The organism is Candidatus Binatia bacterium, from assembly GCA_036563615.1.
Classification (GTDB): Bacteria; Desulfobacterota; Binatia; order UBA12015; family UBA12015; genus DATCMB01.
Genome location: DATCMB010000021.1, coordinates 89,644 through 116,587 on the forward strand (window position 1 = coordinate 89,644; position 26,944 = coordinate 116,587).

A 26,944-nucleotide genomic window follows, 5' to 3' on the forward strand; every position below is an offset into this window, starting at 1 on the left:
CCTGCGCGCAAAACGCGTGCGTCCCGAGCACGGGACGCGCGGACGAGCTGGATCGCCCGGCGATCCGTCGGGAGCGCGCGCATGGCGCCTGAGGGGCACGGCGGCGGAGATCTCCTCCACGTCGTCGTGCTGCTCGGCGCGGCGGTGGTCGCGGTGCCGCTCTTCCGGCGCCTCGGCCTCGGCTCGGTGCTCGGATACTTGACGGCGGGCCTCGTGATCGGCCCGTCGGGCCTCGGCCTGTTCGACGATCCCGCGTCGATCCTGCACGTCGCCGAGCTCGGCGTCGTGATGTTCCTGTTCGCGATCGGCCTCGAGATGGAGCCGTCGCGGCTCTGGAGCCTGCGTCAGGACATCTTCGGGCTCGGGCTCGTGCAGGTGCTGGGGTGCGGCCTGCTGATGACCGGCGTCGCGGTCGCGGCGGGCTTCGACCTGAAGGTCGCGTTCATCGCCGCGATGGGCTTCGTGCTGTCCTCGACCGCGATCGTCATGCAGATCCTCGAGGAGCGCGGCGAGGTGTCGACCGCGGCCGGGCAGCGCGTGGTCGCGATCCTGCTGCTCGAGGACCTGGCGATCGTCCCGCTGCTCGCGATGATCCCGCTGCTCGCGCCGGCGGGCCCCGCCGGCGACGGGACGTCGCGCGCCCTCGCCTTCGCGATCGCGGTCGGCGCGGTGGTGGCGCTGGTCGTCGTCGGACGCTGGCTGCTGAACCCGCTGTTCCGCGTGCTCGCCCAGGCGCGGGCGCGCGAGGTGATGACCGCGGCGGCGCTGCTCGTCGTGCTGGGCGCGGCGCTGCTCATGCAGCTCGGCGGCCTCTCGACCGCGATGGGCGCCTTCCTCGCGGGCGTGCTGCTCTCCGAATCCGCCTTCCGGCACGAGCTCGAGGCCGACGTCGAGCCGTTTCGCGGCATCCTGCTCGGCCTGTTCTTCCTGGGCGTCGGCATGGCGCTCGACGTGCCGCTCGTGCTGCGCGACTGGCCGGTGATCCTGGGCGGCGTCGCCGTGCTGATGCTGGTCAAGGCGGCCGGCATCTACGGCGTCGCGCGGCTGCTCGGCTCCGAGCACCGCGAGGCGCTGACGCGCGCGTCGCTGCTCGCGCAGGGCGGCGAGTTCGCGTTCGTCCTCTACGCCGCGTCGGCCGCGGCGGGCGTGCTCGACGGCGGCACCAACGCGACGCTGACCGCCACCGTGATCGTGTCGATGGCGGTGACGCCGCTCGCGGTCGCCGCGGTGCACCGGCTGCTGCCCGCGGAGGGGCAGTCGTTCGACGGCGTCGAGCCGGCGCGCGATCTGCGCGCTTCCGTGCTGATCATCGGCTTCGGACGCTTCGGCCAGGTCGTGAGCCAGGGGCTGCTCGCGCGCGGCATCGACGTCGCGATCATCGACAAGGACACCGAGGCGATCCGCAACGCCGCCAAGTTCGGCTTCCTCGTCTACTACGGCGACGGCACGCGCCTCGACGTCCTGCGCGCCTCGGGCGCGGCCGAGGTGCAGGCGATCCTGATCTGCGTCGACGACGCGTCCGCGGCGGATCACATCGTGGCGCTCGCGAAGGCCGAGTTCTCGCAGGCGAAGCTCTACGTCCGCGCGTACGACCGCGGGCACGCGCTGCGCCTGATCGAGGCGCGCGTCGACGCGCACGTGCGAGAGACCTTCGAGTCCGCGCTGGCGCTGAGCGGCAAGACGCTCGAGGGTCTCGGCGTGCCGCCCGAGGACGTCGAGGAGGTGCTCGAGGACGTGCGCCGTCGCGACGTCGAGCGCCTGCGGCTCGAGCTCGCGGACGGTTTCGGCGCCGGCCGCGACCTGCTGCATCGCAACGCGCCGACGCCGACGCCGTTCACGCCGCCGAAGCGCAAGGCGCGCCCGCTGTCGCCGGAGACCGCGTCGGTGGTCGTCGAGGACGCACGCGAAGGCGCGCGCGACGACGATCCCCAGAGCGCGCGCGAGCAGCAGCCGGGCTCGTGAGAACCAGGGCACGCCCGAGCCGCCCGGTGCCGACGCGCTTCCATCGCGCTCGATCTCTCGCCATTCTGCCGGGCATGCGCGGCTTGCCGTTCCTGCTGGCTCACGTCCTGACGCTCGCCCTCGCGAGCGCGCTCTCGGCGGGCGTCGCGCTCGCGCAGATGCAGTGCGAGGGGCGTCTGATCTCGTACGGCGCCACGACCTCCGAGGTGCTCGAGTTCTGCGGCGAGCCGACGCAGCGCGTGCGCGAGAACCGCGTCCTCGGCAGCGGGCTCGTCGACAGCCCGGCGTCGTTCGAGACCACGGTGCCGGTCGAGATCTGGACCTACGAGCAGCCGGGGATGTTCACCCGCAAGCTGATCTTCGAGTCCGGGCGCCTGCAGAAGATCGAGACCGGCGGCTACGCGGACCTCGAGGGCGGCTTCTGAAGCCAGGCTCGCCGCGGCGCCGGCCCCAGCTCGGCTGGCGCGGACTGCTGCTCGCGTCGCTCGTGCTGCTCGCGCCGACGAGCGCGGACGCCGTGCCGTTCGTCGCCACACCGTTCGAGGTCGTGCAGGCGATGCTCGAGGTCGCGCGCGTCGGACCGTCCGACACCGTGATGGATCTCGGCTCGGGCGACGGGCGCATCGTGATCGTCGCCGCCGACAAGTACGGCGCGCGCGGCGTCGGCATCGAGCGCAACGCGGAGCTCGTGCGCACGAGCATGGAGAACGCGCGTCGAGCAGGCGTCGAGGACAAGGTCGAGTTCCGCCAGCAGGACCTCTTCGAGACCGACCTGCGCGGCGTCTCGGTGCTGACCATGTACCTGCTGCCGACGGTCAATCTCGCGCTGCGCCTCAAGATCCTCGAGCAGCTCGCGCCCGGCGCACGCGTCGTGTCGCACGAGTTCGACATGGGCGACTGGCCGCCCGACGAGCACCTCGTCGTCGGCGGCGCCGACGTCTACATGTGGGTCGTCCCAGCGAACGCTGCGGGCGTCTGGCGGATGACGATCCCCGGCGACGGCGACGCAGGCGACGCCACGGCCGAGATCGAGATCCGGCAGCGCTTCCAGAAGGTGACGGCGCTGAACCGCGGCAAGGAGCCGCCGTTCACGATCGACGACGCGGAGCTCGTCGGCAACGAGCTCTCGCTCGACGTCGTCGACCGCAAGACCGGCGAGCGCCGACGCTTCACCGGTCGCGTCGGCGCGAGCGCGATCCAGGGCAGCTTCGCCGACGGACGCGAGGCGCACCTCGACCGCCTGCGCGCCGGCAAGATCTCGACCGACCGCGCCGAGGCATCGACCGAGCGCGCCGCCCGCTAGCCGATCACGCGCGCGCGGCGTTTGAGCTGGGTCCGCGTTGTCGGCACAAAAACGAGCCATGGCGACGCGCGAGGCGAGCCCGTTCGTCGGCCGCGCGGCCGAGCGCGCGGCGCTCGCGCGTCACCACGCGGCGGCGTGCGACGGCGCCGGACGCTTCGTGCTGGTCGCCGGCGAGGCGGGGATCGGCAAGACGCGCCTCGTCGAGGAGGTGATCGGACCGCCCGGCACGCCGCGGGTCGCCTGGGGACGTTGCCGCGAGGGCGGCGGCGCGCCGGCCTTCTGGCCGTGGATCGAGGCGCTGCGTCCGCTGCTCGCGAACGGCAACGCGGAGCGCGTGCGCGGCGCGCTCGGCGCTGCGGCTCTCGAGCTCGCGCGCCTCCTGCCCGAGCTCGCGCCGCAGGGCGCGCCGTCCGACGCAGCACCCGGTGCGACACCCGGCTCGCCCGCCGCGCGCTTCCGCCTGTTCGACGCGATCAGCGCGCTGCTGGTCGCGCTCGCCGACGAGCCGCTCACCGTCGTGCTCGACGACCTGCACTGGGCCGACGAGGAGACGCTGCTCCTGCTGCGCTTCCTCGCCCCGGAGGTCCGCCGGCACGGCCTGCTGCTGGTCGCGACGTGCCGCGAGCACGAGCTCGAAGGGGTGCCCGACGCGCCGCGCATCCGCGCCGACCTCACGCGCCTCGCCGAGCGCCTGCCGCTGCGCGGCCTCACCACCGACGACATCGACGCCTACGCGCACGCCGCCTCCGGCGTGCGTCCGGCGACGCGCGTCGTACAGCGCATCCACGCCGCGACCGCGGGCAACGCGTTCTTCGTCGCCGAGCTGGTCGACGTGCTGCGGCGCGAAGGCCGCCTCGACGCGGACGACCTCCAGCTCGAGGAGGTCGAGCTGCCGGCCGGTCTGCGCGACGCGGCGCTGCGCCGGATCGGCGACGCGCCGGAGGAGACGCTCGCCCTGCTCCGCATCGCGGCGCTCGAGGGTCCGGAGTTCGAGGTCGCGGTGATCGCGCGCGCCGCAGGCATCGACCCGGCCACCGCGCTGCGCCGCCTCCGTCCGGCGTTCGCGACCGGCGTCGTCGAGCCGCCGGCGACCGGGCTCGACACCGCGCGCTTCGCGCACGACCTGGTCGTCGAGGCGCTGCGCGCGGAGCTCACGCCGGACGAGCGCAGCGAGCTCCACCTCGCGCTCGCCGACGCGCTCGAGGCGCTGCGTCCGCACGCGCTCGACGAGATCGCCGCCGACATCGTGCGCCACCTGAGCGCCGCCGGCGTCCTCGCCGATCCCGCCCGCACGCTCGGGTACGCGACGCGCGCCGGCGAGCACGCGCTGCGCGTGCTGGGCTACGAGGACGCGGCCCTGCACTTCGCGCAGGCGCTGACGCTCGCGCGCCGCTCGGGCGCGAGCGCCGCCGTCAAGCTCGACCTGCTGGCGCGCCTCGCCGAGGCACGGCTCGCGGCCGGCGACGACGACGGCGCGCGCAACACCGCCGTCGAGGCGGCGCACGAAGCGCGCGAGGCCGGCGACCGGCAGCGCTTCGCACAGGCCGCGGCGCTCGCCAGCGCGGCGCGCTCGGAGACCGGACAGCCCGACCACGAGGTGATCGCGCTCCTCGAGGAGGCGGAGCGCAGCACCGCTCCCGACGAGGTCGCGCTGCGCGCGCTCGTTCTCGCGCCGCTCGCGCGCGAGATCTACTTCGTCGACCGCGCGCGTCGCCTCGCGGCGAGCGAGGAGGCGCTCGCGCACGCGCGCGCGCTCGGCGATCCGGCGCTGCTCGCCGCGGCGCTCGGCGCACGTCACCTCGCACTCTGGGAGCCCGGGAAGGCGGCGGAGCGGCTCGTGCTCGCCGACGAGCAGCTCGCGCTCGCCGAGCGCATCCGCGACGGTCAGCTCGCGACGCACGCGCACGCCTGGCGCATCGCCGACCTGCTCGAGCTCGGCCGCATCGTCGAGGCCGACGACGGGCTCGAGCGCTACGCGGCGCTCGCCGGACGGCTGCGCCTGCCGCGTCTCACCTGGCACGTCGTCGTCGGGCGCGCGTCGCAGGCGCTGCGCCGCGGGCGTCTCGCCGACGCCGAGCGCCTCGCCGAGCAGGCGCTCGCCACCTGGCAGGGCGGACCGCAGAACAACGTGCTCCAGTTCTACGCCGTGCAGCTCTTCGTGCTGCGCGAGGAGCAAGATCGCCTCGCGGAGCTCGACGAGGCGCTGCGCACCTTCACCGCGGGCTCGACGCTGCCCGCGTGGCAGGCCGCCGCAGCATCGATGCACCTCGCACTCGGGCGGCACGACGAAGCGCGCGTCGTCGTGCGTGGCCTCGCCGCGCCTCGACGCCCTGCCCTTCGACGGCACGCGCGTGCAGACGCTCGCGCGCCTCGCGCTGCTCGCGAGCGCGCTCGGCGAGCGCGAGGTCGCGGGCGTGCTGCACGCCGAGCTCGCGCCCTACGCGGACGACGACGTGGTGATCGGCGCCGGCGTCGCCTGGCTCGGGCCGGTCGCGCGCTACCTCGGCGTGCTGGCGCTCACCATGGGTCGCGTCGACGAGGCGGTCGCGCGGCTCGAGGACGCGCTCGCGCGCAGCCGGCGCAGCGCCGCGCCGGCGCAGGTCGCGCACGTCCAGGCCGTGCTCGCGCAGGCGCTGCGCGCGCGCGGCGACGCGAGCGCGGCGCAAAGACTCGAGGGCGAGAGCGCCGCCGCGGCGCAGGCGCTCGGCCTCGAAGCGCTGCGCCGCGAGCTCGCGCAGCGCGGCGCGGTGAGCGGCGACGTCGCCGTCGCCTCGGCGGCGGCTCCTTCGGCGTCACCCCAGGTGGCACCTGTCGCGCGCCTCGCGCACGACGACGGCGCCTGGCTCGTCGCGCACGGCGACGAGACGACGCGCCTGCGCGACATGAAGGGCGTTCGCTACCTGGCGCTCCTGCTGCGCGAGCCCGGACGCGAGCTGCACGCGCTCGACGTGGTCGGCGACGACGTCGAGCCCGATCCGGACGCCGGCGAGCTCGCCACCCCGGCCGCGCGGCGCGCGTACCGCGCGCGCCTGCTCGAGCTGCGCGCCGACCTCGAGGAGGCGCGCGAGCACAACGACCTCGGCGCCGCGGCGGTCATCGAGGAGAAGATCGCCGCGCTCACCGAGCAGCTCGCGCGCGTCGTCGGCGTCGACGGTCCGCGACGTCCCGGGTCGATGGCCGAGCGCGCGCGCATCAACGCGACGCGCGCGATCCGCAAGGCGATCGACCGCATCTCGGCCGACTGCCCGCGGCTCGGGCGTCACCTGTCGAACAGCGTCGAGACCGGGCGCATCTGCTGCTACCGGCCCGATCCGACGTTTCCGGTCGAGTGGGAGGTCGCGCCGCTGCCGTCGGCTTGAGGCCTGCTGCGCGTCGTCAGGCATAAATCTCGGATGGACGCAATCGAGGCGCGGCGACGGGGCACGCGCGCAGCCGGCAACGCGCCCGCGCCGCCGTTCGCCGCTGCGGATGCGCGGCACGCGTCCGCAGCGCGACGCGATGCTCTCGAACCGCGAAGCACCCCGAGAGCCGCGGCTGCAAAAATGTCTGGACTTCGCCGCTGCAACCGGGGTACGCAGAATGCATCCCTTCAGCCCCTCGCGCGCGGCATCATGCTGCTCCCGTGCCGCGCGAGCGGCTCGACGTCTGCGAAAGGCCCTCGGAGCGGTCACCCATGAGCACCTCGGCAGAACCAAAGCGTGCCTCCGCTGGCGGGGCGGTCATCGGCGGCTACGTCGACGCCCTGTGCGGGAAGTGCAAGGCGACGACGAGCCACATCGTCCTCGCCAAGATCGGCATCACGCCGACACGGGTCGAGTGTCGGACGTGCCACGCGATGCACGCCTACCGCGCACCCGGCTCTGCGCAGAAGACCTCGACGCGCAGCGCGGCCAAGCCGCGGCCGGCGCCCGATCCCGCGCAGGTGTGGGCCGAGGCCATGCGCAGGGTCGAGGGCGCGACACCCGTCAAGTACGCGATCGACCACCACTTCGACGTCGGCACGCGGCTCTCCCACCCGACCTTCGGCGAGGGCGTGGTGATCCGGCACGCGAGCCCGTCGATCTGCGAGGTCGTGTTCCAGGACCGCAGCGTCAAGCTGAAGATGGGCTCGGCCGTCGGCTGAGCCGCCGCGCCGTCGCAGAACCGTCACCCGAGCAGTCGCGCGCGGCCCTGCCAGGACGACGGCGGCTGCGCGCCGTCGCGACGCACGCCGCCGCGCGCTGCGCTCGCCGTCAGCTCCCGCCCCGGCGCGTCACCGGGTAGCCGCGCTCGACCCACACGCGGATCCCCTCGTCGAGCACGGCCGCGTGCGGGTAGCCGCGGCGGCGCAGCTCGTCGACCACGACGCCCGACGCGTGGTGCGGGCACGCGCAGTACGCGATCACCCAGGTGCCGTCGTTCGGCACGCGGTCGAGCCCGGTGAGCGCGTAGTACGGCACCGAGATCGCGCCGGTGATGTGCTCGCGCTGCCAGTCGGAGGTCGCGCGCGCGTCGATGATCACCATGCGCCGGCCTTCATCCAGCGCGCGCTTGACGTCGTCGACCGGCACGAAGCGGCCCTCGCGCGGCGTGAACTCGGCGGGCGGACCGTCGGGGTTGACGACGATCGGCCCGGCCGGCGGCGGGACGCTCGCGGTCGCGGCCTGGATCGCGGCGCGATCGTCGGCCCAGCTCCGCAGGTAGGCGACCAGGTCCGCGATCTGCTGCTCGTCGAGCTCGCCCGCGTAGCCCTTCATCTGCGTGCCGTCGCGGCCGCGCGCGATCGCGTCGTAGAGGTACGCGTCGGTCGCGAGCGCGAGGAAGGTCGCGTTGGCGAGGTGCGGCGCGGTGCCGTGCGTGCGCCGGTCGCCGTGACACGACGCGCAGTTCGCCGCGTAGAGCGGCGCGCCGCGCTTGGCGCTGCCTTCGGGCGGCGTCGCGAGCTGGATCGGCGCCGGGCCCTTCGCGCGCAGGAACGCGACGATCTGCGCGGTCTCCGACGGCTGCAGCGGCCCGCCGAGCTCGGCCCCGTACGCCGCCATCGCGGTGCCGGGTCGTCCGAGCGCGATGCTGCCGGCGAGGAAGCGGTCGTCCGCCGCCGACAGGAACTGCGGGCTGACGAGCGACGGCGCGTTGTCCGCCGCGTAGCCGGTCGCGTCGGCGCCGTGGCACAGCGCGCAGTACTTCGCGTACAGCGCGGCGCCGGCGGCGACCGCGTCGGCGTCCTGCCCGTGCGCGGGCGACGCGACGATCGGCGCAGAAAGCGCGGACGCGACGAGAGAGACGACGGCGAGCAAACGCATGGGGCGCGGCGACATCGCCCGAAGGTATGACATCCCGGACGCCCCTCGCGCCAACGCGCGCGCGAGCGCGCGCCGGCGCCGGCTCACGGCGTCAGCGTGTAGGCCCAGATCTCGGTCAGCGGCTGCCCGATCCACTCGAGGCGCGCGCGCAGGTCGACCGGCTCGCTGCCGCGCGGCTTGACCTGGAACGTCAAGCGCCACTCGCCGGTGAGCTGGTTCTTGACGACCTGCTGACCCACCAGCTCGGCCTCCTTCTCCGGACGGATCGAGAGGCTGCCGTGCAGGATCTCGCTGGGCGGGATGAGGTCGATGTTGCCGCCCGCGAAGTCGATGACGAAGCGCTCGGTGTCGCCCTTGCTGCCGTGGTCGCGACGCGTCGAGGCGACGCGCGCGAGCGGCGGGCGGTCGGGGTTGTCGCCGTACCAGTAGAGGCGGTACGCGAAGGTGAGCGGCTCGCCCTTCTTCACCTCGCGCGCCGGCACCCAGTAGGCGACGATGTTGTCGTTGGTGTCGGACTTGGTCGGGATCTCGACCAGCTCGACCTGCCCCGGCCCCCACGACCCGATCGGCTCGACCCACGCGCTCGGACGCATCTGCGCCTGCGTCTCGAGGTCCTCGTAGCTCGCGAACTCGCGGTCGCGCTGGACGAGGCCGAAGCCGAGCACGTTCTCCGCGTCGAAGCGCGAGATCTGCAGGCGCTCGGGGTTGTCGAGCGGACGCCACAGCCAGTCGCCCGACGCGAAGTGGATCAGGAGTCCGTCCGAGTCGTGCGCCTCCGGGCGGAAGTCGTCGAACTTCCGCAGCGTGTTCTCGCCGTGGAAGAACATGCTGGTGAGCGGCGCGATGCCGAGCTTCTCGATGTCGCGACGCGGGAAGAGCTCGGCGTAGACCTCGACCACCGTCTCCTCGCCCGGATGGATGACGAAGCCGTAGGCGCCCGCGAGCCCCGGGCTGTCGAGCAGCGCGTACACCGTGATCGAGTCGTCGCCCGGCTGCGGCTTCTCGATCCAGAACTCGCGGAAGAACGGGAACTCCTCGCCGGTCGGCTCCGCGGTGTCGATCGCGAGCCCGCGCGCCGAGAGGCCGAACACCTGATCGCGCCCGACGGCGCGGAAGTACGACGCGCCGAGGAAGACGATCACCTCGTCGAAGTAGTCGGGACGCTTGATCGGCGCGTGCAGGCGGAAGCCCGCGTAGCCGAGCGTCTGCGGGACGCGGCTCGCGAACTCGTTGCGCCCGTAGTCGAACTGGCTCGGCAGGAACATCGCCGGCGACACGGTGTCGCCGTCGACGATGTTCACCTTGACCGGGCGATTGTAGAACAGTCCGGGATGGAAGAACTGCACCTGGAACGGCAGCTCCTCCTCCCGCCAGGTCGCGTACTCCGGCTTGAAGCGGATGTCGCGCCACTGATCGTAGGTGATCCCGGCGAGCCAGTCGGGGATCTCCTCGCCCGCGTAGAACCCTTCGTTGGCGAGCTCGCGCGCGCGCTTGACGACGTCGTCCCAGCCGAACGCGCTGGCGCTCGTCGGCTGCGCGAGCGTCGTGAGCAGCGCGAGCACGCCGAGCAGCAGCGCCGCAAGCGACCCGCGACGCGCGCGCGGCACGACCTCGCGCGGGCTCTGTGATAGGACGAGCGAAGCGGCGATGCGCGACGCCCTGCGTACCTGCCTCCTCGCCTGCGGTCTCGTCGTCCTCGCCGCCGGCTGCACCGACGACGGCGCCGCGGACGCCACCGTCGTCGACTTCTGGGCGCTCGGGTACGAGGGCGAGGTGGTCGAGCGGCTCGTGCCGGCCTTCGAGGCGCGAACGCCCGGCGTGCGCGTGCGCGTCCAGCAGATCCCGTGGAGTGCGGCGCGCGAGAAGCTGATCACGGCGTTCGTCGCCGGCACGATGCCCGACGTCTTCCAGCTCGGCAGCACCTGGGTCGCGGAGTTCGTCGCGCTCGGCGCGCTCGAGCCGCTCTCGACCGCGGACGTCGCGTCCGCGCAAGGTGACGGATTCTTCCCCGGCATTCTCGAAGCGAATGTCATCGACGGAACGACTTGGGGGCTCCCTTGGTACGTGGACACCAGGGTCCTCTTTTACCGCAGCGACCTTCTCTCCCGCACCGGTCGCCGTGCGCCACGCACCTGGGACGAGTGGCTCGACTGCATGGAGGCGGTCCGTCGAGAAGCGTCCGGCGATGCGTTCGCAATTCTCTTGCCGCTCACGGAGTGGGAGACTCCGGTGATCCTCGCGATGCAGAGCGGTGCGACGCTCCTACGTGACGACGAAACGCGCGGCAACTTCCAGAGCCCCGAGTTCCGTCGCGCCTTTACCTTCTACGTCTCGCTGTTCGAGCGCGGGCTCGCACCGCGCAGCGGCGAGGCGAGCGCCGCGAACCTCTACCAGGGTTTCGCCGACGGGACTTTCTCATTCTTGATCACCGGACCGTGGAACCTCGCGCAGTTTCGCGAGCGGCTGCCGGCGTCGCTGCAGCACGCCTGGGCGACGGCGCCGATGCCCGCCCCGCAGGCGGACGGCTTTCCCGGCGTGTCGCTCGCCGGTGGCGCGAGCCTTGCGCTGTGGCGTGGATCACGGGTGAAGGACGCGGCCTGGAAGTGGGTGCAGTACCTCGTCGCGCCGGAAGCGCAGGCGGAGCTCGCCCGCCTCGCGGGCGACCTGCCGGCGCGCGAGAGCGCGTGGCGCGCGCTCGCGCTCGACCGCGGCGCGCACACGCGCGCCTTCTGGGAGCAGCTGCGCAACGTGCGTCCGACGCCGCGCATCCCCGAGTGGGAGCGCATCGCGGCCGAGATCGGCAGACGCGCCGAGGCGGCGATCCGTGGTGAGGAGAGCGTCGATCGGGCGCTCGCCGCGCTCGACGAGGGCGTCGACCGGATCCTCGCCAAGCGGCGCTGGCTGCGCGAGCGCGCGGCGCGAGCTGCGGGCGCGGCGGACGCCAAACGAGCACCGGGTGCTGACGACGCGCCGGACGCGGCGCTTGCCCGGCACGCGGCAGGCGCCGCGATCACCGAGAACGCGGCAGGCGCCGCGGGAGGCGCGCCGTGACCGAGCTGCGCTCGCGCGCCCCCTGGGTGCTGGTCACGCCGGCGCTGGTCGCGATCGCCGCCTTCTTCTTCGTGCCGATCGTCGCAGCACTGCTGCTGAGCCTCACCGATTTCGACCTCTACGCGCTCGCCGACCCGGCGAACCTGCGCGTCGTCGGGCTCGAGAACTACGCGCGGCTCGTCGCCGATCCGGTGTTCCGCAAGGCGCTCGCCAACACGACGTACTTCGTCGTCGTCGCGGCCCCGCTGTCGATCGCGGTGTCGCTCGGGGCGGCGCTGCTCGTGAGCTCGAGCTTGACGCGGTTCGCGTCGCTCTTCCGCACCGCGTTCTTCCTGCCGGTCGTCACGACGCTCGTCGCCGCCGCGGTGGTGTGGCGCTACCTCTACCACCCGCGCGTCGGGCTCCTGAACCGCGTGCTCGCCTTCTTCGGCGTCGCGCCGATCGACTGGCTCGGCGACCCCGACTGGGCGATGCCGGCGATCATCCTGATGTCGGTGTGGAAGGGCTTCGGCTTCAACATGGTGATCTTCGTCGCCGGGCTGCAGAGCATCCCGACGCGGCTCTACGAGGCCGCCGCGCTCGACGGCGCGGGCCCGATCGCGCGCTTCTTCCACGTCACGGTGCCGATGCTCGCGCCGACCTTCACCTTCGTCGTGCTGATGACGATGATCGGCCACTTCCAGCTCTTCGCCGAGCCCTACGTGATGACGCAGGGCGGGCCGGGCGACGCGACGCTCAGCGTGGTGCTGCTGATGTACCGCGAGGGCTTCCGCTGGTGGAACCTCGGCTACGCGACGGCGACCGCCTTCGTGCTCTTCGCGATCATTCTATTCTTGACGCTCGTCGCGCTCGCGATCCGCAACCGCGGCGCGGTCGCGACCGGCGCGACCCTCGAGGCGGGCGGCGGGCGCACGGTCGGAGCGGGCGCATGAGACGGCTCCTGCCCGCGCTCGTCCTGCACGCGGTGCTGCTCGTCGCGGCGGCGGCGACGCTGCTGCCGCTCGTCTGGATGGTGTCGGTGTCGCTGATGCCGCCGGGCGAAGCGGCGGCGGCCCGGCTGCTGCCCGAGCAGCCGACGCTCGAGCACTACCGGACGCTGTTCGCGCGCCTCGACGTCGCGCGCCACGCCGCGAACAGCGCGCTGCTCGCGAGCGCCATCACCGCGCTCTCGCTGTTGCTGAACGCCATGGCAGGCTATGCGTTCGCGAAGCTGCGCTTCGCGTGCCGCGACGCGATCTTCCGGCTGCTGCTCGGGGCGCTCGTCATCCCGGCGCAGGTCGGGATGCTGCCGCTGTTCCTGATCCTCAAGGAGATGGGGCTGATCAACACCTACGCCGGCGTGATCGTGCCCGGGCTCGCGAGCATCTTCGGCATCTTCCTGGTCCGGCAGCACATGCTGTCGATCCCGGAGAGCGTGCTCGACGCGGCGCGCATCGACGGCGCCTCGGAGCTGCGCATCTTCTGGTCGATCGCGCTGCCGGCCGCGCGCCCGATCCTGATCACGCTCGGCATCTTCACCTTCATGGGGGCCTGGAACGACTTCCTGTGGCCGCTCATCGTTTTGAGCGAGGAGTCGATGTTCACTCTACCGGTCGCGCTCGCCAATCTGCTGGGCGAGCACGCGGCGGACACGGAGCTGATGATGGCTGGGGCGGTCGTGACGGTGCTGCCGATGGTCGCGCTCTTTCTCGCGCTGCAGCGCTACTACGTCGCGGGCGTGGTCGGCGGAAGCGTGAAGGGATAGACCTTGAAGGCGAGGATCGCGATCGTGGCCGCCTTCGTTTCGCTCGCACTCGGCGCACCGGCGCGCGGCCAGGAGACCCAGATCGACGGCTTCGAGAGCCTCGCGTCGTGGAGCGCGACCGCGTCGCCCGGCGCGACGGTCGAGGTCGGGCTCGACGAGGGCGTCGACGGCCAAGCGATGCGCATCGACTTCGACCTCGGCACGAGCGGCGGCTTCATCATCCTGCGCAAGCAGGTGAACCTCGACCTGCCGGAGAACTACCTGTTCGCGTTCCAGATCCGCGGCGAGGCGCCGCCGAACAACCTCGAGCTCAAGCTCGTCGACCCGCAAGGGGACAACGTCTGGTGGATGGTCGAGCGCGACTTCGAGTTCCCGAAGGAGTGGACGCGCTTCGTCGTGCGCAAGTCGCGCTTCGGCTTCGCGTGGGGCTCGTCGCAGGGCGCGCCGCTGCGTCGCGTGGGCTTCATCGAGTTCGCGATCTCGGCGGGCAGCGGCGGCAAGGGCTCGGTGTGGCTCGACGAGCTGACCTTCGGCGTGCGTCCGGCGAAGCCGCGCACGCCGCCCAAGCCGCGCGTCACCGCGTCGACGTCGATCCCCGGCCATCCGCCCGACGGCGTGCTCGACAACGATCCGCTGACGAGCTGGCACAGCGGCTCGGTCGCCGAGCAGCAGTGGCTACTGCTCGACTTCCGCGCGCCGCGCGAGCTCGGCGGCATCATCATCGACTGGGACCGCGAGGACTTCCCGACCGTCTACCGCGTCGAGCTCTCCGACGACGGCGAGCACTGGGTCACCGGCTACCGAAGCGAGACCGGCACCGGACGGCGCGCGTACATCTACCTGCGCGACGCCGAGACCCGCTACCTGCGTCTCGTCTTCGAGAAGAGCAGCCGCGAGCACGGCTACGGCATCCGCGGCATCTCGATCCAGCCGGTGTCGTTCTCCGCGACGCCGAACCACTTCTTCAGCGCGATCGCGAGCGAGGCGGTGCCGGGCTTCTTCCCGAAGTACTTCGGCAACGTGCAGACGTACTGGACCGTGGTCGGCGTGCCGGGCGACGCGTACGAGGCGCTGATCAACGAGGAAGGCATGGTCGAGGTCGACCAGGGCGCGTTCTCGATCGAGCCCTTCCTCTTCACCGACGGCGAGCTCGTCACCTGGCAGGCGGTCGACACCGAGCAGCGGCTCGAGGACGGCTACCTGCCGATCCCGACCGTCGTCTGGCAGCATCCGCGCGTCGGGCTCGAGGTGACGCCGCTCGCGGTCGGCGAGCCGGGAAGTTCGCTGCTGCTCGTGCGCTACCGCGTCAAGAATACCTCGGACACGCATCAGGACATCCTGCTGTTCGCCGCCATCCGACCGTTCCAGGTGCTGCCGCCGTGGCAGGCGCTGAACATGGTCGGCGGCGTGACGCTGATCCGCGAGATCACCTCGGACGAGCGCTCGGCCGTCGTCAATCAAAACCGGCGCGTCGTCTCGCTGACGCCGCCCGAGCGCTTCGGCGCCGCGACCTTCGAGGAAGACCTGCTGTCGACCTACCTGCTCGGCGGCCGCATCCCGCCGCACCCGGCGGTCGAGGACCCGACCGGCTTCGCCTCGGGCGCCTTCGAGTACCGGCTGTCGCTCGAGCCTCAGGCGCACGCCGACGTCGTGCTCGCCGTGCCGTGGCCGGGCGCGTCCGTGCCGACGATCGAGCCCGGTCGCAGCGCCGCCGAGCTCTTCGAGCAGAAGCTGCGCGAGATCGCGGACGAGTGGCGACGCGAGCTGTCGCGCGTCGAGATCGAGGTGCCGCCGGATCAGGAGCACCTCGTGCGCACCGTCAAGTCGACGCTCGCCTACATCCAGATCAATCGCGACGGTCCCGCGATCCAGCCGGGCTCGCGCAACTACGCGCGCTCGTGGATCCGCGATGGCGCCTTCACCGCCGGCGCGCTGCTCGACTTCGGCGCGCGCGAGGAGGTGCGCGCGTTCTTGAAGTGGTTCGCCGAGCACCAGTTCGAGGACGGCCGCATCCCGTGCTGCATCGACCGCCGCGGCGCGGATCGCGTGCCGGAGAACGACAGCAACGGCGAGTTCCTCTACACGGTCGCCGAGTACTACCGCTTCACGCGCGACCCGGGCTTCGTGTGGGAGATCTGGCCGGCGGTCGTGCGCGCCGTCGAGTTCATCGAGGCGCAGCGCGCCACGCGGCTCACCGCGGAGTACGACAGCGACGACAAGCTCGTCTTCCGCGGCCTCATGCCGGAGTCGATCAGCCACGAGGGCTACTCGGCGAACCCGGTGCACTCGTACTGGGACGACTTCTTCACGCTGCGCGGGCTCCGCGACGCGGTCGATCTCGCGCGCGCGGTCGACGACCACGAGCGCGCGCGGCACTGGGCCGAGCTACGCGACGCCTTCCGCAACGACCTCTACGCGTCGATCGAGCGGACGATCGCCAAGCACGGCATCGACTACCTCCCCGGCTCGGCCGAGCTCGGCGACTTCGACGCCACCTCGACCGCGGCGGCGATCTCGCCGGTCGGTGAGCTCGCGAACCTGCCCGCGGGGCCGCTCGCGAAGACCTTCGACCGCTACATGGAGTACGTGCGCGAGCGCGCGACGCGTCCGCCGGGCGAGGAGCAGTACTCGCCGTACGAGCTGCGCAACGTCGCGGCGCTCATCATGATGGGTCGGCGCGACGACGCGCTCGAGCTGCTCGAGCTGCTGATGGCCGACCGCCGTCCGGAGGCCTGGAACCAGTGGGCCGAGGTCGTGTGGCGCGACCCGGACATGCCGCGCTTCATCGGCGACATGCCGCACACCTGGGTCGGCGCGAGCTTCATGCGCTCGGTGCGGACGATGTACGCCTACGAGCGCGAGAACGACGCGGCGCTGGTGCTGGCGGCGGGTCTGCCGCTCGCGTGGCTGCCGGAGGGCGGCCCGGGCGTCGGCGTCAAGCGTCTGCCGACGCACTACGGCGTGCTGCACTACCGGCTGCGCCGCGACGGCCCGAACGCGCTGCTGTTCGAGATCTCGGGCGACCTCGAGGTCCCCGCGGGCGGCATCGTCCTCGACCCGCCGCTGCCGGCTCCGCTCGCCGCGGTGAAGATCGACGGCGCGCCGCAGGACGTGCCGCAGGACGGCGTGGTGGTCGTGCGGCGTCTGCCCGCGGCCGTGCGCCTCGAGTGGACCGAGCCTGCCGCGGGCGCGGCGCAGCCGGGGACGGAGTAGCGACGCCGTGGCCGCACGCGCGAAGCGGACGAGCAAGACGAGCTCGGCGAGTGCCAAGGGCGGCGTGCTCGGCGCTAGCGAGGTCGCGTTCCGCGCCGACGCCGCGGTGCCGCACGCGCGCTTCCTCGGCGACCACGTCTACTCCGTGCTGCTCACCGCGGCGGGGAGCGGCGTCTCGCGCTACCGCGACCGCCAGCTCACGGCGTGGAGCGGCGACCGCACCGAGGACGCGGACGGCTTCTTCGTCTACCTGCGCGACCGCGACGACGGCCGCTTCTGGGCAGCGACGCTGCAGCCGGTCACGGGCGAGCGCGAGGGGGAGATCCGGGCGCACCATGCTCTCGGTCGCGTGACGCTCGAGCGTCGAGCGCACGGCATCGCCTCGCGGCTCGAGGTCTGCGTCGCGCCGGACGAGGGCTTCGAGGTGCGGCGTCTCGTGCTGCGCAACGAGAGCGGCGCGCGGCGCACGATCGAGGTCACGACGTACGCCGAGGTCGTCCTGCACCATTCCGCGGCGCACGCGGCGCACCCGGCCTTCCAGAAGCTCTTCGTGCAGACCGAGCACGACCCGGAGCACGACGTGCTGCTCGTGCGCCGTCGCCCGCGCAGCGCGGACGAGCGTCACCCGTGGCTGCTGCACGCGCTCGTCGGCCCGGGTGAATCCGAGCACGAGACCGACCGCGTGCGCTTCGTCGGCCGCGGCCGCACGCCGGCCGCGCCGCGCGCGCTGTGCACCCGCGAGCCGCTGTCGGGGACGACCGGCAGCGTGCTCGATCCGGTGGTCGCGTTCCGGCGCACGCTCGTTCTCGAGCCGCACGCCGAGGCGACCCTGTACGCCGTCCTCGGCGCGGCGCCCGAGCGCGGCGCGCTGCGTGAGCTCGCAGCCCGGCTCGACACGACGGCGCTTGACGACGCCTTTCTCCGGGCCGCGGCGCGCGAGGAGGAGCTGCTCGCGGCGCTCGGCGTCGACGCGGCGCGCGCCGAGGCCTGGCAGGACCTGCTCGGGCGCGTGCTCTACGATGACCCGTCGCTGCGCGCCGACCCCGAAATCCTGCGCCGCGCGCACGACCTCGCGGCGCTGAACGCGCTCGGCGTCGCGCGCGACGCGCCGTACGCGGTGCTGACGCTCGGGCGCACCGACGACGTCGCGACGCTGCGCGAGCTGCTCGCGGCGCAGGCGTACTGGCGCGCGAAGGGCCACGCGATCGCGCTGGTCGTGCCCTGCGCGAACGCGGAGATCGCCGACGCCGCGCAGGCCGCGCTCGACGAGGCGGCGCGCGCGGCGTCCGATGGGCCAGCGTCGCGGTGGCTCGCCGGTGCGCCCGCGGCGGCGTGCCGGCTGCTGCGCGACAGCGAGCTCACCGCGCAGGCGCGCGACGCGCTGCTCGCCGCGGCGCGGCTCGTCCTGCCGCGTGCCGCCGCGGCGCACGCGCGCGCGCAGCACGACGCCGGCGCGCAGCACGGCGACGTCGCGCCGCACGCCGGCACGACGTCGAGCACAATCCGTGGCGCAGATGCAGGCGCGGACGCCGACGCCTACCGCGCCGCAGCCGCGACGCCCGCGCCGCACGATACGACGCCGCGCGCGCCGTCCGCCGAATCGCCGCCAGCCGACCTCCAGCTCGCGAGCGCGTACGGCGGCTTCTCCGCCGACGGCACCGAGTACGTCCTGCGCCTCGCGCCGGGCGAGCGCCCGCCGATGCCGTGGGTGAACGTCGTCGCGCACCAGCGCTTCGGCTTCCTCGCGAGCGAGAGCGGCGCCGCCTGCACCTGGAGCGGCAACAGCCGCGAGAACCGCTTGACGCCGTGGCGCAACGACCCGGTCGTGGATCCGCACGACGAGGCGCTGTGGGTGCGCGACGAGGACGCGCGCACCTTCTGGTCGCCGCAGCCCGGACCCACGCCGTCCGGCGCGCCGTGCGAGGTACGGCACGGCTTCGGGTACACGGTCTGGCGGCAGACGGCGCACGAGCTCGAGCACGAGGTGACGGCGTTCGTGCCGCGCGACGAGCCCGTCAAGCTCACGCGCGTGCGCCTGACCAACCTCGGCGCGCGCCCGCGGCGTCTGTCGGTCGTGTCCTATGCACGCTTGGTGCTCGGCGTGCTGCCGGAGGAGAGCGGGCGGCTCGTCGTCAGCGAGCTCGACGCGGAGAGCGGCGCGCTCCTCGCGCGCAGCGCGCTGCGGCAGGACTACGGCGACGCCGTCGCGTTCGCCGCGGCGCACGTCGTCGAGGGACGCGCGCAAGCCCTGCACCACACGGCGGATCGCGCGACCTTCCTCGGGCGCAACGGCTCGCCGGCGGCGCCCGAGGCGCTGCGCCGGGCGGCGACGCTCGATGGCGCGAGCGGCGTCGCGCTCGACCCCTGCGCCGCCTGGCAGCTCGTCGTCGAGGTCGCGCCCGGCGCGAGCGTCGAGTGCGTGTTCCTGCTCGGCGAGGCGGCGAGCGTCGACGCGGCGCGCGCGCTCGTCCGCCGTTACGCCGCGCGCGCCGCGGTCGAGGAAGCGCTCGCGGGCGTACGCGCCTTCTGGCGCGAGCTCACCTCCTCGCTGCGCGTCGCGACGCCGTGCGCCGCGCTCGACGTCATGGTCAACGGCTGGCTCCTCTACCAGACGCTGTCCTGCCGGATGTGGGGGCGCACCGCGTTCTACCAGTCGGGTGGCGCATACGGCTTCCGCGATCAGCTGCAGGACTCGGCGGCGTTCTACCTGGGCCGACCGGAGATCTCGCGCGCGCAGCTCCTGCTGCACGCCGCGCACCAGTTCGTCGAGGGCGACGTCCTGCACTGGTGGCATCCGCCGGCGTCGCGCGGCATCCGCACGCGCTTCGCGGACGACCTCTGCTGGCTGCCGTGGCTCACCGCGACCTACGTGCGCGCGACCGGCGATCGCGCGGTGCTCGACGAGCGGGTGTCGTTCGTCGAGGCGCGCGCGCTCGCACCCGGCGAGGAGGAGACCTACCTCGAGCCGACGCGCTCGCGCGAGAGCGCGTCGCTCTACGAGCACTGCTGCCGGGCGCTCGACCGCGGCCTCACGCGCGGCCCGCACGGCCTGCCGCTCTTCGGCACCGGCGACTGGAACGACGGCATGAACCGCGTCGGACGCGAAGGACGCGGCGAGAGCGTGTGGATGGCGTTCTTCCTCTACCGCATCCTCGAGGACTTCACGCCGCTCTGCGACGCGCGCGGCGACCACGAGCGCGCCGCGCGCTATCGCGAGTACCAGGCGTCGCTCGTGCCGGCGCTCGAGCAGCACGCCTGGGACGGCGCCTGGTACCGACGCGCGTACTACGACGACGGCACGCCGCTCGGCTCGGCGAGCAACTCGGAGTGCCGGATCGACGCGCTCGCGCAGGCGTGGGCCGCGCTGTCGGGCGCCGTGCCGCGCGAGCGCGCCGAGCGCGCGCTCGACGCGGTCGAGGAGCTGCTGGTCGACGACGCGATCGGCATCATCCGGCTGCTCGCCCCGCCCTTCGACCGCGACCCGCACGACCCCGGCTACATCAAGGGCTACGTCCCCGGCATCCGCGAGAACGGCGGCCAGTACACGCACGCCGCGCTGTGGGTCGTGCAGGCGATGGCGACGCTCGGACGTCGTGCGCGCGCCGTCGAGCTACTCGAGAAGCTGACGCCCGTGTGGCACGCGCGCGACGCCGCGGCGGTCGCGACCTACCAGGTCGAGCCCTACGTGGTCGCGGCGGACATCTACGGCGTGGCGCCGCACCTCGGGCGCGGCGGCTGGACCTGGTACACCGGCTCGGCCGGCTGGATGTACCGCGTCGCGGTGGAGTCGATCCTCGGCCTCCGCCTCGAGGACGGCGCGACGCTGCTCGTCCGTCCGTGCGTTCCCGACGCGTGGCCGCGCTTCAGCGCCGAGCTCGCGCTCGATGGCGGTCGCGCGCGCTACGCGATCGAGGTGGTGAACGAGCGCGGCGACGCGTCGCGGGTCGTGCGCGCGATGGTCGACGGCGCGCCGGTGGATGTGCTCGACGGCATCGCGCGCATCCCGCTCGCGCGCGACGGCGCGCTCCACCGCGTGCGGGTCGAGCTCGGCGGCTGACGGACTCGGCGGCGGCCGCGCACCGCCGCGCGCCTCGCTACCTCGCGGCGATCACGCTGCCGTCGCCGCGGAACAGGTGCACGGCCGCGGGCGGAACCGCGAGCCGCAGCTCCTGCTCGCGCCGCAGCTCCTGCAGCCCGGGGAGGCGCGCGATCAGACCGGGCGCGTCGCCGTCCGGCGTGCTGCCGGACGCACTGCGCAGGCGCACGTGCGCGAGCGTCTCGTGCCCGAGCCACTCGACGTGCTCGACCGTCGTCGCGAGCACGCTCGCGGAAGGCTCCGCCGCGGGGTCGACGAACGCCTCGGGACGGATGCCGACGGTGAGCTCGCGCGCTGGCTCGCGAGCGACGAGGGCCGCGAGCTCCGGCGGCGGCGCGATCTCCTGCCCCGCGACGTCGAGGACGATGCGGTCGCCGTCGCGCGCGCGCACCGTCGCCGCGAGCAGGTTCATCGGCGGGTTGCCGATGAAGCCGGCGACGAACGCGTCCGCCGGACGCTCGTAGAGCTCGCGCGGGGGTGCGACCTGCAGCAGCTTGCCGGCGCGCAGCACCGCGACCCGCTGCCCGAGCGTCATCGCCTCGGTCTGGTCGTGCGTCACGTAGAGCATGGTGGTCGCGAGGCGGCGCTGCAGCTCGGCGATCTCGGCGCGCACCTCGACGCGCAGCTTCGCGTCGAGGTTCGAGAGCGGCTCGTCGAGCAGAAACACCGTCGGCTCGCGCACCAGCGCGCGTCCCATCGCGACCCGCTGCTGCTGACCGCCCGAGAGCTGACGCGGCAGGCGGTCGAGCACCGCGCCGATGTCGAGCACGTCCGCGACCCAGGCGATGCGCTTCGCGATCTCCGCGCGCGAGAGCCCGCGCATGCGCAGCGGGAACTCGAGGTTCCCGCGCACCGTCTTGTGCGGATAGAGCGCGTAGTCCTGGAACACCATCGCGACGTTGCGCTCGCGCGGCGTCAGATCGTTCGCGACCTTGCCGCCGATGCGCAGCGTGCCGCGCGTCGGCCGCTCGAGCCCTGCGACGAGACGCAGCAGCGTCGACTTGCCGCAGCCCGACGGCCCGACCAGCACGACCAGCTCGCCGTCCGCGATCTCGAGGTCGAGGTCGACGATCGCGCGCGCGCCGTTCGGGTAGGTCTTGTCGACGTGCTCGAACGCGACGCTCGCCATTCGACGCGATCTCGCGCGCTCAGAAGTAGGACTCGTCGGCGATCAGCGGCAGGACGCGCTGCACGATCGGGTCGGAGGCGAAGTGCTTCTGCACGGCGCCGCCCGTCAGGTGATTGACGAGCGCGACGAACAGCATCGACTGGTCGACCGCGAGGTAGCGGTAGGCGACCTCGCGCGACACCGGGTCGACCGCGTCGTAGAGGCCGTACTCGCCGTACATCGGGAACTCGTCGGCGAAGCGGCGCAGCGCGGCGGCGGCCTCCTTGGGACGCACGGCGAGGGCGAGCGCCGCAGCGTGCGGGGTCAGCGCGCCGACGCGGTAGCCGCGCACGCCGAGCACCGGCACGCCGTACTCGAGGTAGCCTTCCGAGCCCGGCATCGCGCTCGGCGAGATGCCCCACGTCGGATAGCCGAGCTCGCGCGCCGCGTAGCGCTCCTGCACCGCCGCGTGCACGCGCCCGTTCTCGCCGAGCCCGCGCGGCGCGTAGCGCATCTCGTCGAGCACGAGCGTCGGCATCAGCGCCTCGAACATGCTGCCGCCCCACGACGGCACGTAGCGGTAGCCGCCGAGCTCGTAGAAGCCGATCAGCACCTCGTGGCCGCGCACGTCGATGCGCTTGACGTCGCGCGGCTCGAGCGTCTGCCCCTCGCACGACGCCGGGAAGATGCGCGCCATGCGGAACCACGCGTCCTCGGGCACGTCGCCCTTGCCGATCGCGAGCAGCACGCCGAGGCGCGCCTCGGTGAAGAGAACGCCGTAGTGGTAGCGCGACAGCGCTTGGCGATCGACGTAGTAGCCGTGCGACACCTGGCCGACCTTCGGGTCGTAGAACAGCCCGAAGTTCGTGCGGTCGATGAGCGCCGTCGCGCGCTCGGAGAGCTCCGGCAGCGCGCGACGCACGACGACGAGACCCGTCGTCAGCCAGGCGAGGTCGACGAACGAGAGGAAGTTGCTCGTCCGCTCGAGCGAGGTGGTGTCGTAGAAGTTGTAGAAGTAGCCGCGGTGGGTCTCGAGGCGGTCGAGCGTGTCGAGGATCTGCGTCGCGCGCCGCACGGCGTCCTCGTGCGACACGAGACCGAGCTCCTTCGCGCCGACGATCGCGGCGAGCGCGAGCCCGATGTTGGTGACGTTGGTGTAGTCGCCGACGTGGGTGCCGTCGTCCTGACTCTCCTCGCCGACGACGTAGGCGACCTTGCGGATCGACGGCGGCGGCGCCGGCTTGCCGACGGTGACGTTGTCGACCGGCAGCCCGTTCTCGCGGTCCGACAGCGCGTCGATGCCGCGCCAGGTGTCGCGCGCGAGACGCTCGAGGAACTCGCGCTCGCCGCGCGGTAGCTCGCTCGGATCGACCAGCAGCCGGCTCGGCCAGCCGCGCAGCCGCGCGCGGATCAGCGGCTGCGCCGCGTCCTTGCCGCCGACCGACTCCTCCCACGCGCGCTTGCGCTGCGGGATCACCGGCAGCTCGTGCCAGGCGGCCGCGCCGTCGACGTGCGCGCCCTTGAAGGCGACCGGGCACGGCTCGCTCGCGCCGGCGGCGGGCTTGTCGGTGCTTGTCGGCTTCGGGTCGGGGCTCGTCTCCGCGCCCACCCCGACGCAGAGGATCACGAGCACACCGAGCACGAGCGACGCTCGCAAGGGGTGGGACACGTGCAACGGCCTCATGATGCCATCCGGGACCGAGGACCGCTAGCGACGATTTCGCGCGCTAGAGCGCCCAGTCGACGCGCTCGCGCGACGGCGGCTGGTAGGAGCAGAAGAGCCCGGTGCGCACGGCAAGGCGCAGGTGCTCCGCCAGGCGGGCGTCGTGCTGGCCGATGCGGCCGATCGCGTACTTGATGGCGCGCGTCACGGCGACCCGCGCACGCTCGTGCACGACCCGCGCGCGCCGCGCCCGCCCGTCGAGGCCGTAGCTGCGCGACAGCTCGTCCTCGAGCATGCCGATCTCGTTCTCGAGGCGCTCCATGCGTCCGCGGTCGTTGGCGGCGGTCGCCTCGTCGAGCTCGACGCGGGCCTGCTGGAGCCGCGCCGTGTACTGCTCGCGCGCCTGCGCGTCGAGCTCCTCGCCCGCGTCGCCCCAGACGAGCTCGCGCATCGAGCCGTTGCGCTGCCGCGCGTACGCCGCGTCGATCAGGTCGGTGACGTGCACCTCGCGCGTCGGCTCGGCGAGGAGCCGGGCGAGGTGCGCGAGCCCGATCATGTGCGGCAGGCGCGTCATGCGGCCCTCGAAGACGAGCGTCCACACGTCGCCGTCGCGGCGGAAGGTCGCGGCGCTCCGTGTGGCGTCTGCAATGGCGCTGGTCGCGGCTGCGGGCGCGAGCGACGCGGCCGGATGGGGTGCGGCGGCGTGCCCGGGCGACGCCGCGTGCGCGCTCTCTCGCGCCACCGCGGGCGCATGCTCGTCGTGAGCAGCGTGCTCGGCCGCGTCCGCCGCGGCTCGCCTCTCCTCGACCCAGCCCAGCAGCAGACCCATGCCGAGCGGACGCGCGATGCGCTCGGCCTCGTCGAGCAGCGCGTGCGCACGACGACGCGCGTCCGCGTCGCCGCGTCGCAGCAGCATCCCCGCCCAGGCGTGTCGGACGTGCGCCTGCCAGGGTGCCGCGCGCATGCGCTCGGCGAGCGCGAGCGCGTCCGCGAAGTGGCGCTCGGCGTCGTCGAAGCGTCCGAGCAGCCCGGCGAGCTGGCCGAGACGGTCGTCGACCGTGCCGACGAGCACGACCAGCGGCCGCGCGATCGCGACGCGCCCGGCATACGGACGCAGCAGATCGTAGAGCAGCTCGGCGCGGCGCTCGTCGCCGAGCCGGCAGCAGACGCTCGACAGCAGCACGAGCGCGGTGAGCCACGTCGAGTCGCGCGGCAGCGACGCGAAGCCGTCCGACGCCAGCGCGTCGAGCTCGCGCCGCGCCTCGGCGAGGCGACCGGACGCGGCGTAGAAGTCCGCGAGCCCGCAGCGCCACGCGGGCACGATTGCGGTTTCCGAGACGCTGGCGACGACCAGCGGCTCGACCTCCGCGAGGCGTCCCTGCTCGCCGCGCAGCAGGAAGAGCTGCTGCGCATAGTTCAGCACGGCCGTGCGCGCCTGCGCCTGCCCGCCGAGCCTGAGCGCCTCCGCGGCGAGCGCTTCGGCGTCGGCGTAGCGACCTTCGAGCAGCGCGATCGCGGTGTGGAAGCTCGCGAGGCTCCAGCGCAGGAACGGCTCGCGCGCGGCGCGCAGGCGCTGCTCGAAGATCGTAAACGCATGATCGAGACCCGCGCGGTCCCCGAGCTCCGCGAGGTCGCCGATGCGGAACACGAGCGCGTCGAGCTCGGCGGCGGGGGCGTTCCGCCGGCTGCGCACGATCTCATCGATGGTCGCGCTGCGCTCGGCGAGGTTGTCCGGACCGAGGAGCGCGGTGAGGCGCCGCGCAAGCACGAAGGCGAGCGTCGGTGGGTCACCCAGCTCGCGCGCCATCGCCGTCGCCTCGTCGGCGAGCGCGCGCCGCCGCTCGTGCGACCCCGGCGCGAGCAGCAGCCCGGCGGCGAGGCGCGCCATCACGCGGGCGCGCAGCGCGCTCGCGCCCGGCGGCAGCGTCGCGAGCGCCTCCTCGAGGAGATCGTTGCTCTCGACGTCGAGGACGCCGATCTCGGCGCGCACCGCCGCACAGCGCAGCGCCGTCTGCGCGAAGGTCTCGGTGCCCTCGCGCCGTGCGAGCACCACCGCGTCGCGCAGCACGACCTCGGCGCGCGACTGCTCACCGGTCGCGTGTAGCGCGCGACCGAGCCCGACGAGCACGCGCAGCCGCAGCGTTCTATCCGGCGCGACCTCGAGCGCGGACAGCGCGCGCTCGAAGTGGCGCGCCGCTTCCTCGAAGGCGAGCAGCTCGAGCGCCCGCTCGCCCGCGGCGCACGCCCAGCGCACGGCCTCGCGCGCGTCGCCGCCGCCGTCTGCGGCGGCGAGGAAGTGGTGTGCGAGCAGCGCCAGCCGATCGTCGTCGTCGACCGGCGCGTCGACGTCGCGCGCGAGCGCGCGCCCCGCCGCGGCGTGCAGACGCGCACGCTCGCTCGGCGCGAGATCGTCGTACAGCGTGTCGCGCAGCAGCACGTGGCCGAACGCGTAGCGCCGCAAGCGTCCAGGCACGGCGCGCACGAGGCCGAGCGCGAGCGGCTGCGCGAGCGCGTCAAGCAAGTTCTCGGGTGCCGCGTCGAGCACGCAGCCGAGCGTCTCGAGGTCGAACTCGCGGCCGACGACCGCTGCGGCCTGCAGGACGCGCAGCGCGTCTGGCGGCAGCGGCGCGAGACGCCGTCGCAGCAGCGCCGCCGCGCCCGCCGGGACGCCGCCTCGCCCCGCCGACGCGACGAGCTGCGCCATCTCGAGGACGAAGAACGGATTGCCTTCGCTGGTCGCGACGACGTGGTCGACGAGCTCGTCGGCCGGAGCAGCGCCGAGCCGGTCCGTGAGCAGCTCCTGCACGGCTTGGCGCGGCAATCCACCGAGCACGACCTGTCGACCGTGGCGCAGCGCGTCCTGGACGAGCGCCCCGGCCTCCGGACGCTGGCGCAGCTCGAGGTCGCGCAGCGTCACGAGCACGAGCAGCGGACAGCCGTCGAGCTCGCGCGCGACGAGCTGCAGAAGCAGCAGCGATCCGACGTCCGCCCAGTGCAGATCGTCGAGCACGAGCAGCAGCGGACGACCGCGCACGGCGGCGACGAGCGCCGTGGTCACGCCGTCGAGCAACGCGAAGCGCGCCCGCGCCGGGAGCTCGCTCGCGTCGGCCGCGTCGCTGCCCTCGCGCAGCAGCGCCACCGCGCCCGCGAGCCGCATCGCGACCGCACTCGACGTGACCGCCGCGGCACCGGACACGCCCTCCTCGATTGCGGCCGCGAACGCGCCGAGCGCCTGCGTCCACGGCCAGTACGCCGGCGCGGCCCCGCCCTCGTGACAGCGGCCCCAGACCACCGACATGCCGCGCGCGCGGGCGTCGCCGGCGAGAAAGGCCGCGGTGCGCGTCTTGCCGATGCCGGCGTCGCCGACCAGCGCGACGAGCTGCCCTTCGCCGCGCAGCGCCGCGTCGAGACCGGAGCGCAGCAACGCCAGCTCCGGGTCTCGCCCGACGAAGCGGCTTCGCTGCAGCTCGGACATCGAACGATCGCGGGTCGACGTGGGCCGCCCGCAGGCTAGCCCGCGTC

16 protein-coding genes are annotated in these 26,944 nt (G+C 73.5%); 10 read left to right on the forward strand and 6 right to left on the reverse strand.

Going from position 1 to position 26,944, the window contains the following annotated elements; all coding sequences use genetic code 11:
• Positions 1-81 precede the first annotated feature (81 nt).
• The 3 genes from VIS07_17455 (at position 82) to VIS07_17465 (ending at position 3,265) form a co-directional block, all read left to right on the forward strand.
• A complete protein-coding gene (locus tag VIS07_17455; GenBank protein ID HEY8517300.1) occupies positions 82-1,962 on the forward strand; it encodes a monovalent cation:proton antiporter-2 (CPA2) family protein in 1,881 nt (626 codons plus the stop codon).
• Entirely contained in the window at positions 1,959-2,387 is a 429-nt protein-coding gene (locus VIS07_17460; GenBank protein ID HEY8517301.1) for a DUF2845 domain-containing protein, read from the forward strand. Before VIS07_17455 ends, VIS07_17460 begins: the two co-directional genes overlap by 4 nt.
• A gap of 62 nt (positions 2,388-2,449) precedes the next feature.
• The gene (locus tag VIS07_17465) at positions 2,450-3,265 is read left to right on the forward strand and encodes a methyltransferase domain-containing protein (GenBank protein ID HEY8517302.1); all 816 of its coding nucleotides are present in this window, start codon (positions 2,450-2,452) and stop codon (positions 3,263-3,265) included.
• Positions 3,266-3,269: 4 nt separating this feature from the next.
• Here the strand turns inward: VIS07_17465 and VIS07_17470 are convergent, their stop codons facing one another.
• Positions 3,270-5,441, reverse strand: a complete 2,172-nt coding sequence (locus tag VIS07_17470; GenBank protein ID HEY8517303.1) for a hypothetical protein — start codon at positions 5,439-5,441, stop codon at positions 3,270-3,272.
• Positions 5,442-5,571: 130 nt separating this feature from the next.
• Here VIS07_17470 and VIS07_17475 point away from each other — a divergent pair, with 130 nt between their 5' ends.
• On the forward strand, positions 5,572-6,624 hold the full coding sequence (locus tag VIS07_17475) for a tetratricopeptide repeat protein (GenBank protein ID HEY8517304.1): 1,053 nt from the start codon (positions 5,572-5,574) through the stop codon (positions 6,622-6,624).
• 314 nt (positions 6,625-6,938) lie between these two features.
• Positions 6,939-7,388 (forward strand): hypothetical protein, encoded by a 450-nt coding sequence (locus VIS07_17480; GenBank protein ID HEY8517305.1) that lies wholly within the window; start codon positions 6,939-6,941, stop codon positions 7,386-7,388.
• Between the two features lie 109 nt (positions 7,389-7,497).
• Here the strand turns inward: VIS07_17480 and VIS07_17485 are convergent, their stop codons facing one another.
• Together VIS07_17485 and VIS07_17490 are read right to left on the reverse strand one after the other, a co-directional pair.
• The gene (locus VIS07_17485) at positions 7,498-8,547 is read right to left on the reverse strand and encodes a c-type cytochrome (protein ID HEY8517306.1); all 1,050 of its coding nucleotides are present in this window, start codon (positions 8,545-8,547) and stop codon (positions 7,498-7,500) included.
• Between the two features lie 83 nt (positions 8,548-8,630).
• Entirely contained in the window at positions 8,631-10,154 is a 1,524-nt protein-coding gene (locus VIS07_17490) for a glucan biosynthesis protein G (protein ID HEY8517307.1), read from the reverse strand.
• 40 nt (positions 10,155-10,194) lie between these two features.
• Here VIS07_17490 and VIS07_17495 point away from each other — a divergent pair, with 40 nt between their 5' ends.
• The 5 genes from VIS07_17495 to VIS07_17515 all read left to right on the forward strand — a co-directional run bounded on the left by VIS07_17495 (position 10,195) and on the right by VIS07_17515 (position 20,612).
• Complete coding sequence (locus VIS07_17495) at positions 10,195-11,598, forward strand: sugar ABC transporter substrate-binding protein (protein ID HEY8517308.1); 1,404 nt, start codon at positions 10,195-10,197, stop codon at positions 11,596-11,598.
• A gap of 5 nt (positions 11,599-11,603) precedes the next feature.
• Entirely contained in the window at positions 11,604-12,530 is a 927-nt protein-coding gene (locus VIS07_17500) for a sugar ABC transporter permease (protein ID HEY8517309.1), read from the forward strand.
• Positions 12,527-13,342: a carbohydrate ABC transporter permease gene (locus tag VIS07_17505; protein ID HEY8517310.1), complete on the forward strand. Its 816-nt coding sequence runs from the start codon at positions 12,527-12,529 to the stop codon at positions 13,340-13,342. The genes VIS07_17500 and VIS07_17505 overlap by 4 nt, the downstream gene beginning before the upstream one ends.
• A 24-nt stretch (positions 13,343-13,366) precedes the next feature.
• Positions 13,367-16,555, forward strand: coding sequence for a discoidin domain-containing protein (locus VIS07_17510; GenBank protein HEY8517311.1), 3,189 nt, complete (start codon positions 13,367-13,369; stop codon positions 16,553-16,555).
• A 64-nt stretch (positions 16,556-16,619) separates the two neighbouring features.
• On the forward strand, positions 16,620-20,612 hold the full coding sequence (locus VIS07_17515) for a hypothetical protein (protein HEY8517312.1): 3,993 nt from the start codon (positions 16,620-16,622) through the stop codon (positions 20,610-20,612).
• A 37-nt stretch (positions 20,613-20,649) separates the two neighbouring features.
• Here the strand turns inward: VIS07_17515 and ugpC are convergent, their stop codons facing one another.
• The 3 genes from ugpC to VIS07_17530 are packed head-to-tail and all read right to left on the reverse strand — an operon-like array spanning position 20,650 to position 26,897.
• Positions 20,650-21,780 (reverse strand): sn-glycerol-3-phosphate ABC transporter ATP-binding protein UgpC, encoded by a 1,131-nt coding sequence (ugpC, locus tag VIS07_17520; protein ID HEY8517313.1) that lies wholly within the window; start codon positions 21,778-21,780, stop codon positions 20,650-20,652.
• Positions 21,781-21,799: 19 nt separating this feature from the next.
• A complete protein-coding gene (locus VIS07_17525) occupies positions 21,800-23,428 on the reverse strand; it encodes a glucoamylase family protein (protein HEY8517314.1) in 1,629 nt (542 codons plus the stop codon).
• Positions 23,429-23,486: 58 nt separating this feature from the next.
• Positions 23,487-26,897, reverse strand: coding sequence for an AAA family ATPase (locus tag VIS07_17530; GenBank protein ID HEY8517315.1), 3,411 nt, complete (start codon positions 26,895-26,897; stop codon positions 23,487-23,489).
• Positions 26,898-26,944: the final 47 nt, after the last annotated feature.

Bases quoted from the DNA above. Each gene is read 5' to 3' on its own strand.
- VIS07_17505 (HEY8517310.1), top strand. From the start codon at position 12,527: ATGAGACGGCTCCTGCCCGCGCTCGTCCTGCACGCGGTGCTGCTCGTC.
- VIS07_17485 (HEY8517306.1), bottom strand. From the start codon at position 8,547: ATGCGTTTGCTCGCCGTCGTCTCTCTCGTCGCGTCCGCGCTTTCTGCG.
- VIS07_17495 (HEY8517308.1), top strand. From the start codon at position 10,195: ATGCGCGACGCCCTGCGTACCTGCCTCCTCGCCTGCGGTCTCGTCGTC.
- VIS07_17480 (HEY8517305.1), top strand. From the start codon at position 6,939: ATGAGCACCTCGGCAGAACCAAAGCGTGCCTCCGCTGGCGGGGCGGTC.
- ugpC (HEY8517313.1), bottom strand. From the start codon at position 21,780: ATGGCGAGCGTCGCGTTCGAGCACGTCGACAAGACCTACCCGAACGGC.
- VIS07_17455 (HEY8517300.1), top strand. From the start codon at position 82: ATGGCGCCTGAGGGGCACGGCGGCGGAGATCTCCTCCACGTCGTCGTG.
- VIS07_17530 (HEY8517315.1), bottom strand. From the start codon at position 26,897: ATGTCCGAGCTGCAGCGAAGCCGCTTCGTCGGGCGAGACCCGGAGCTG.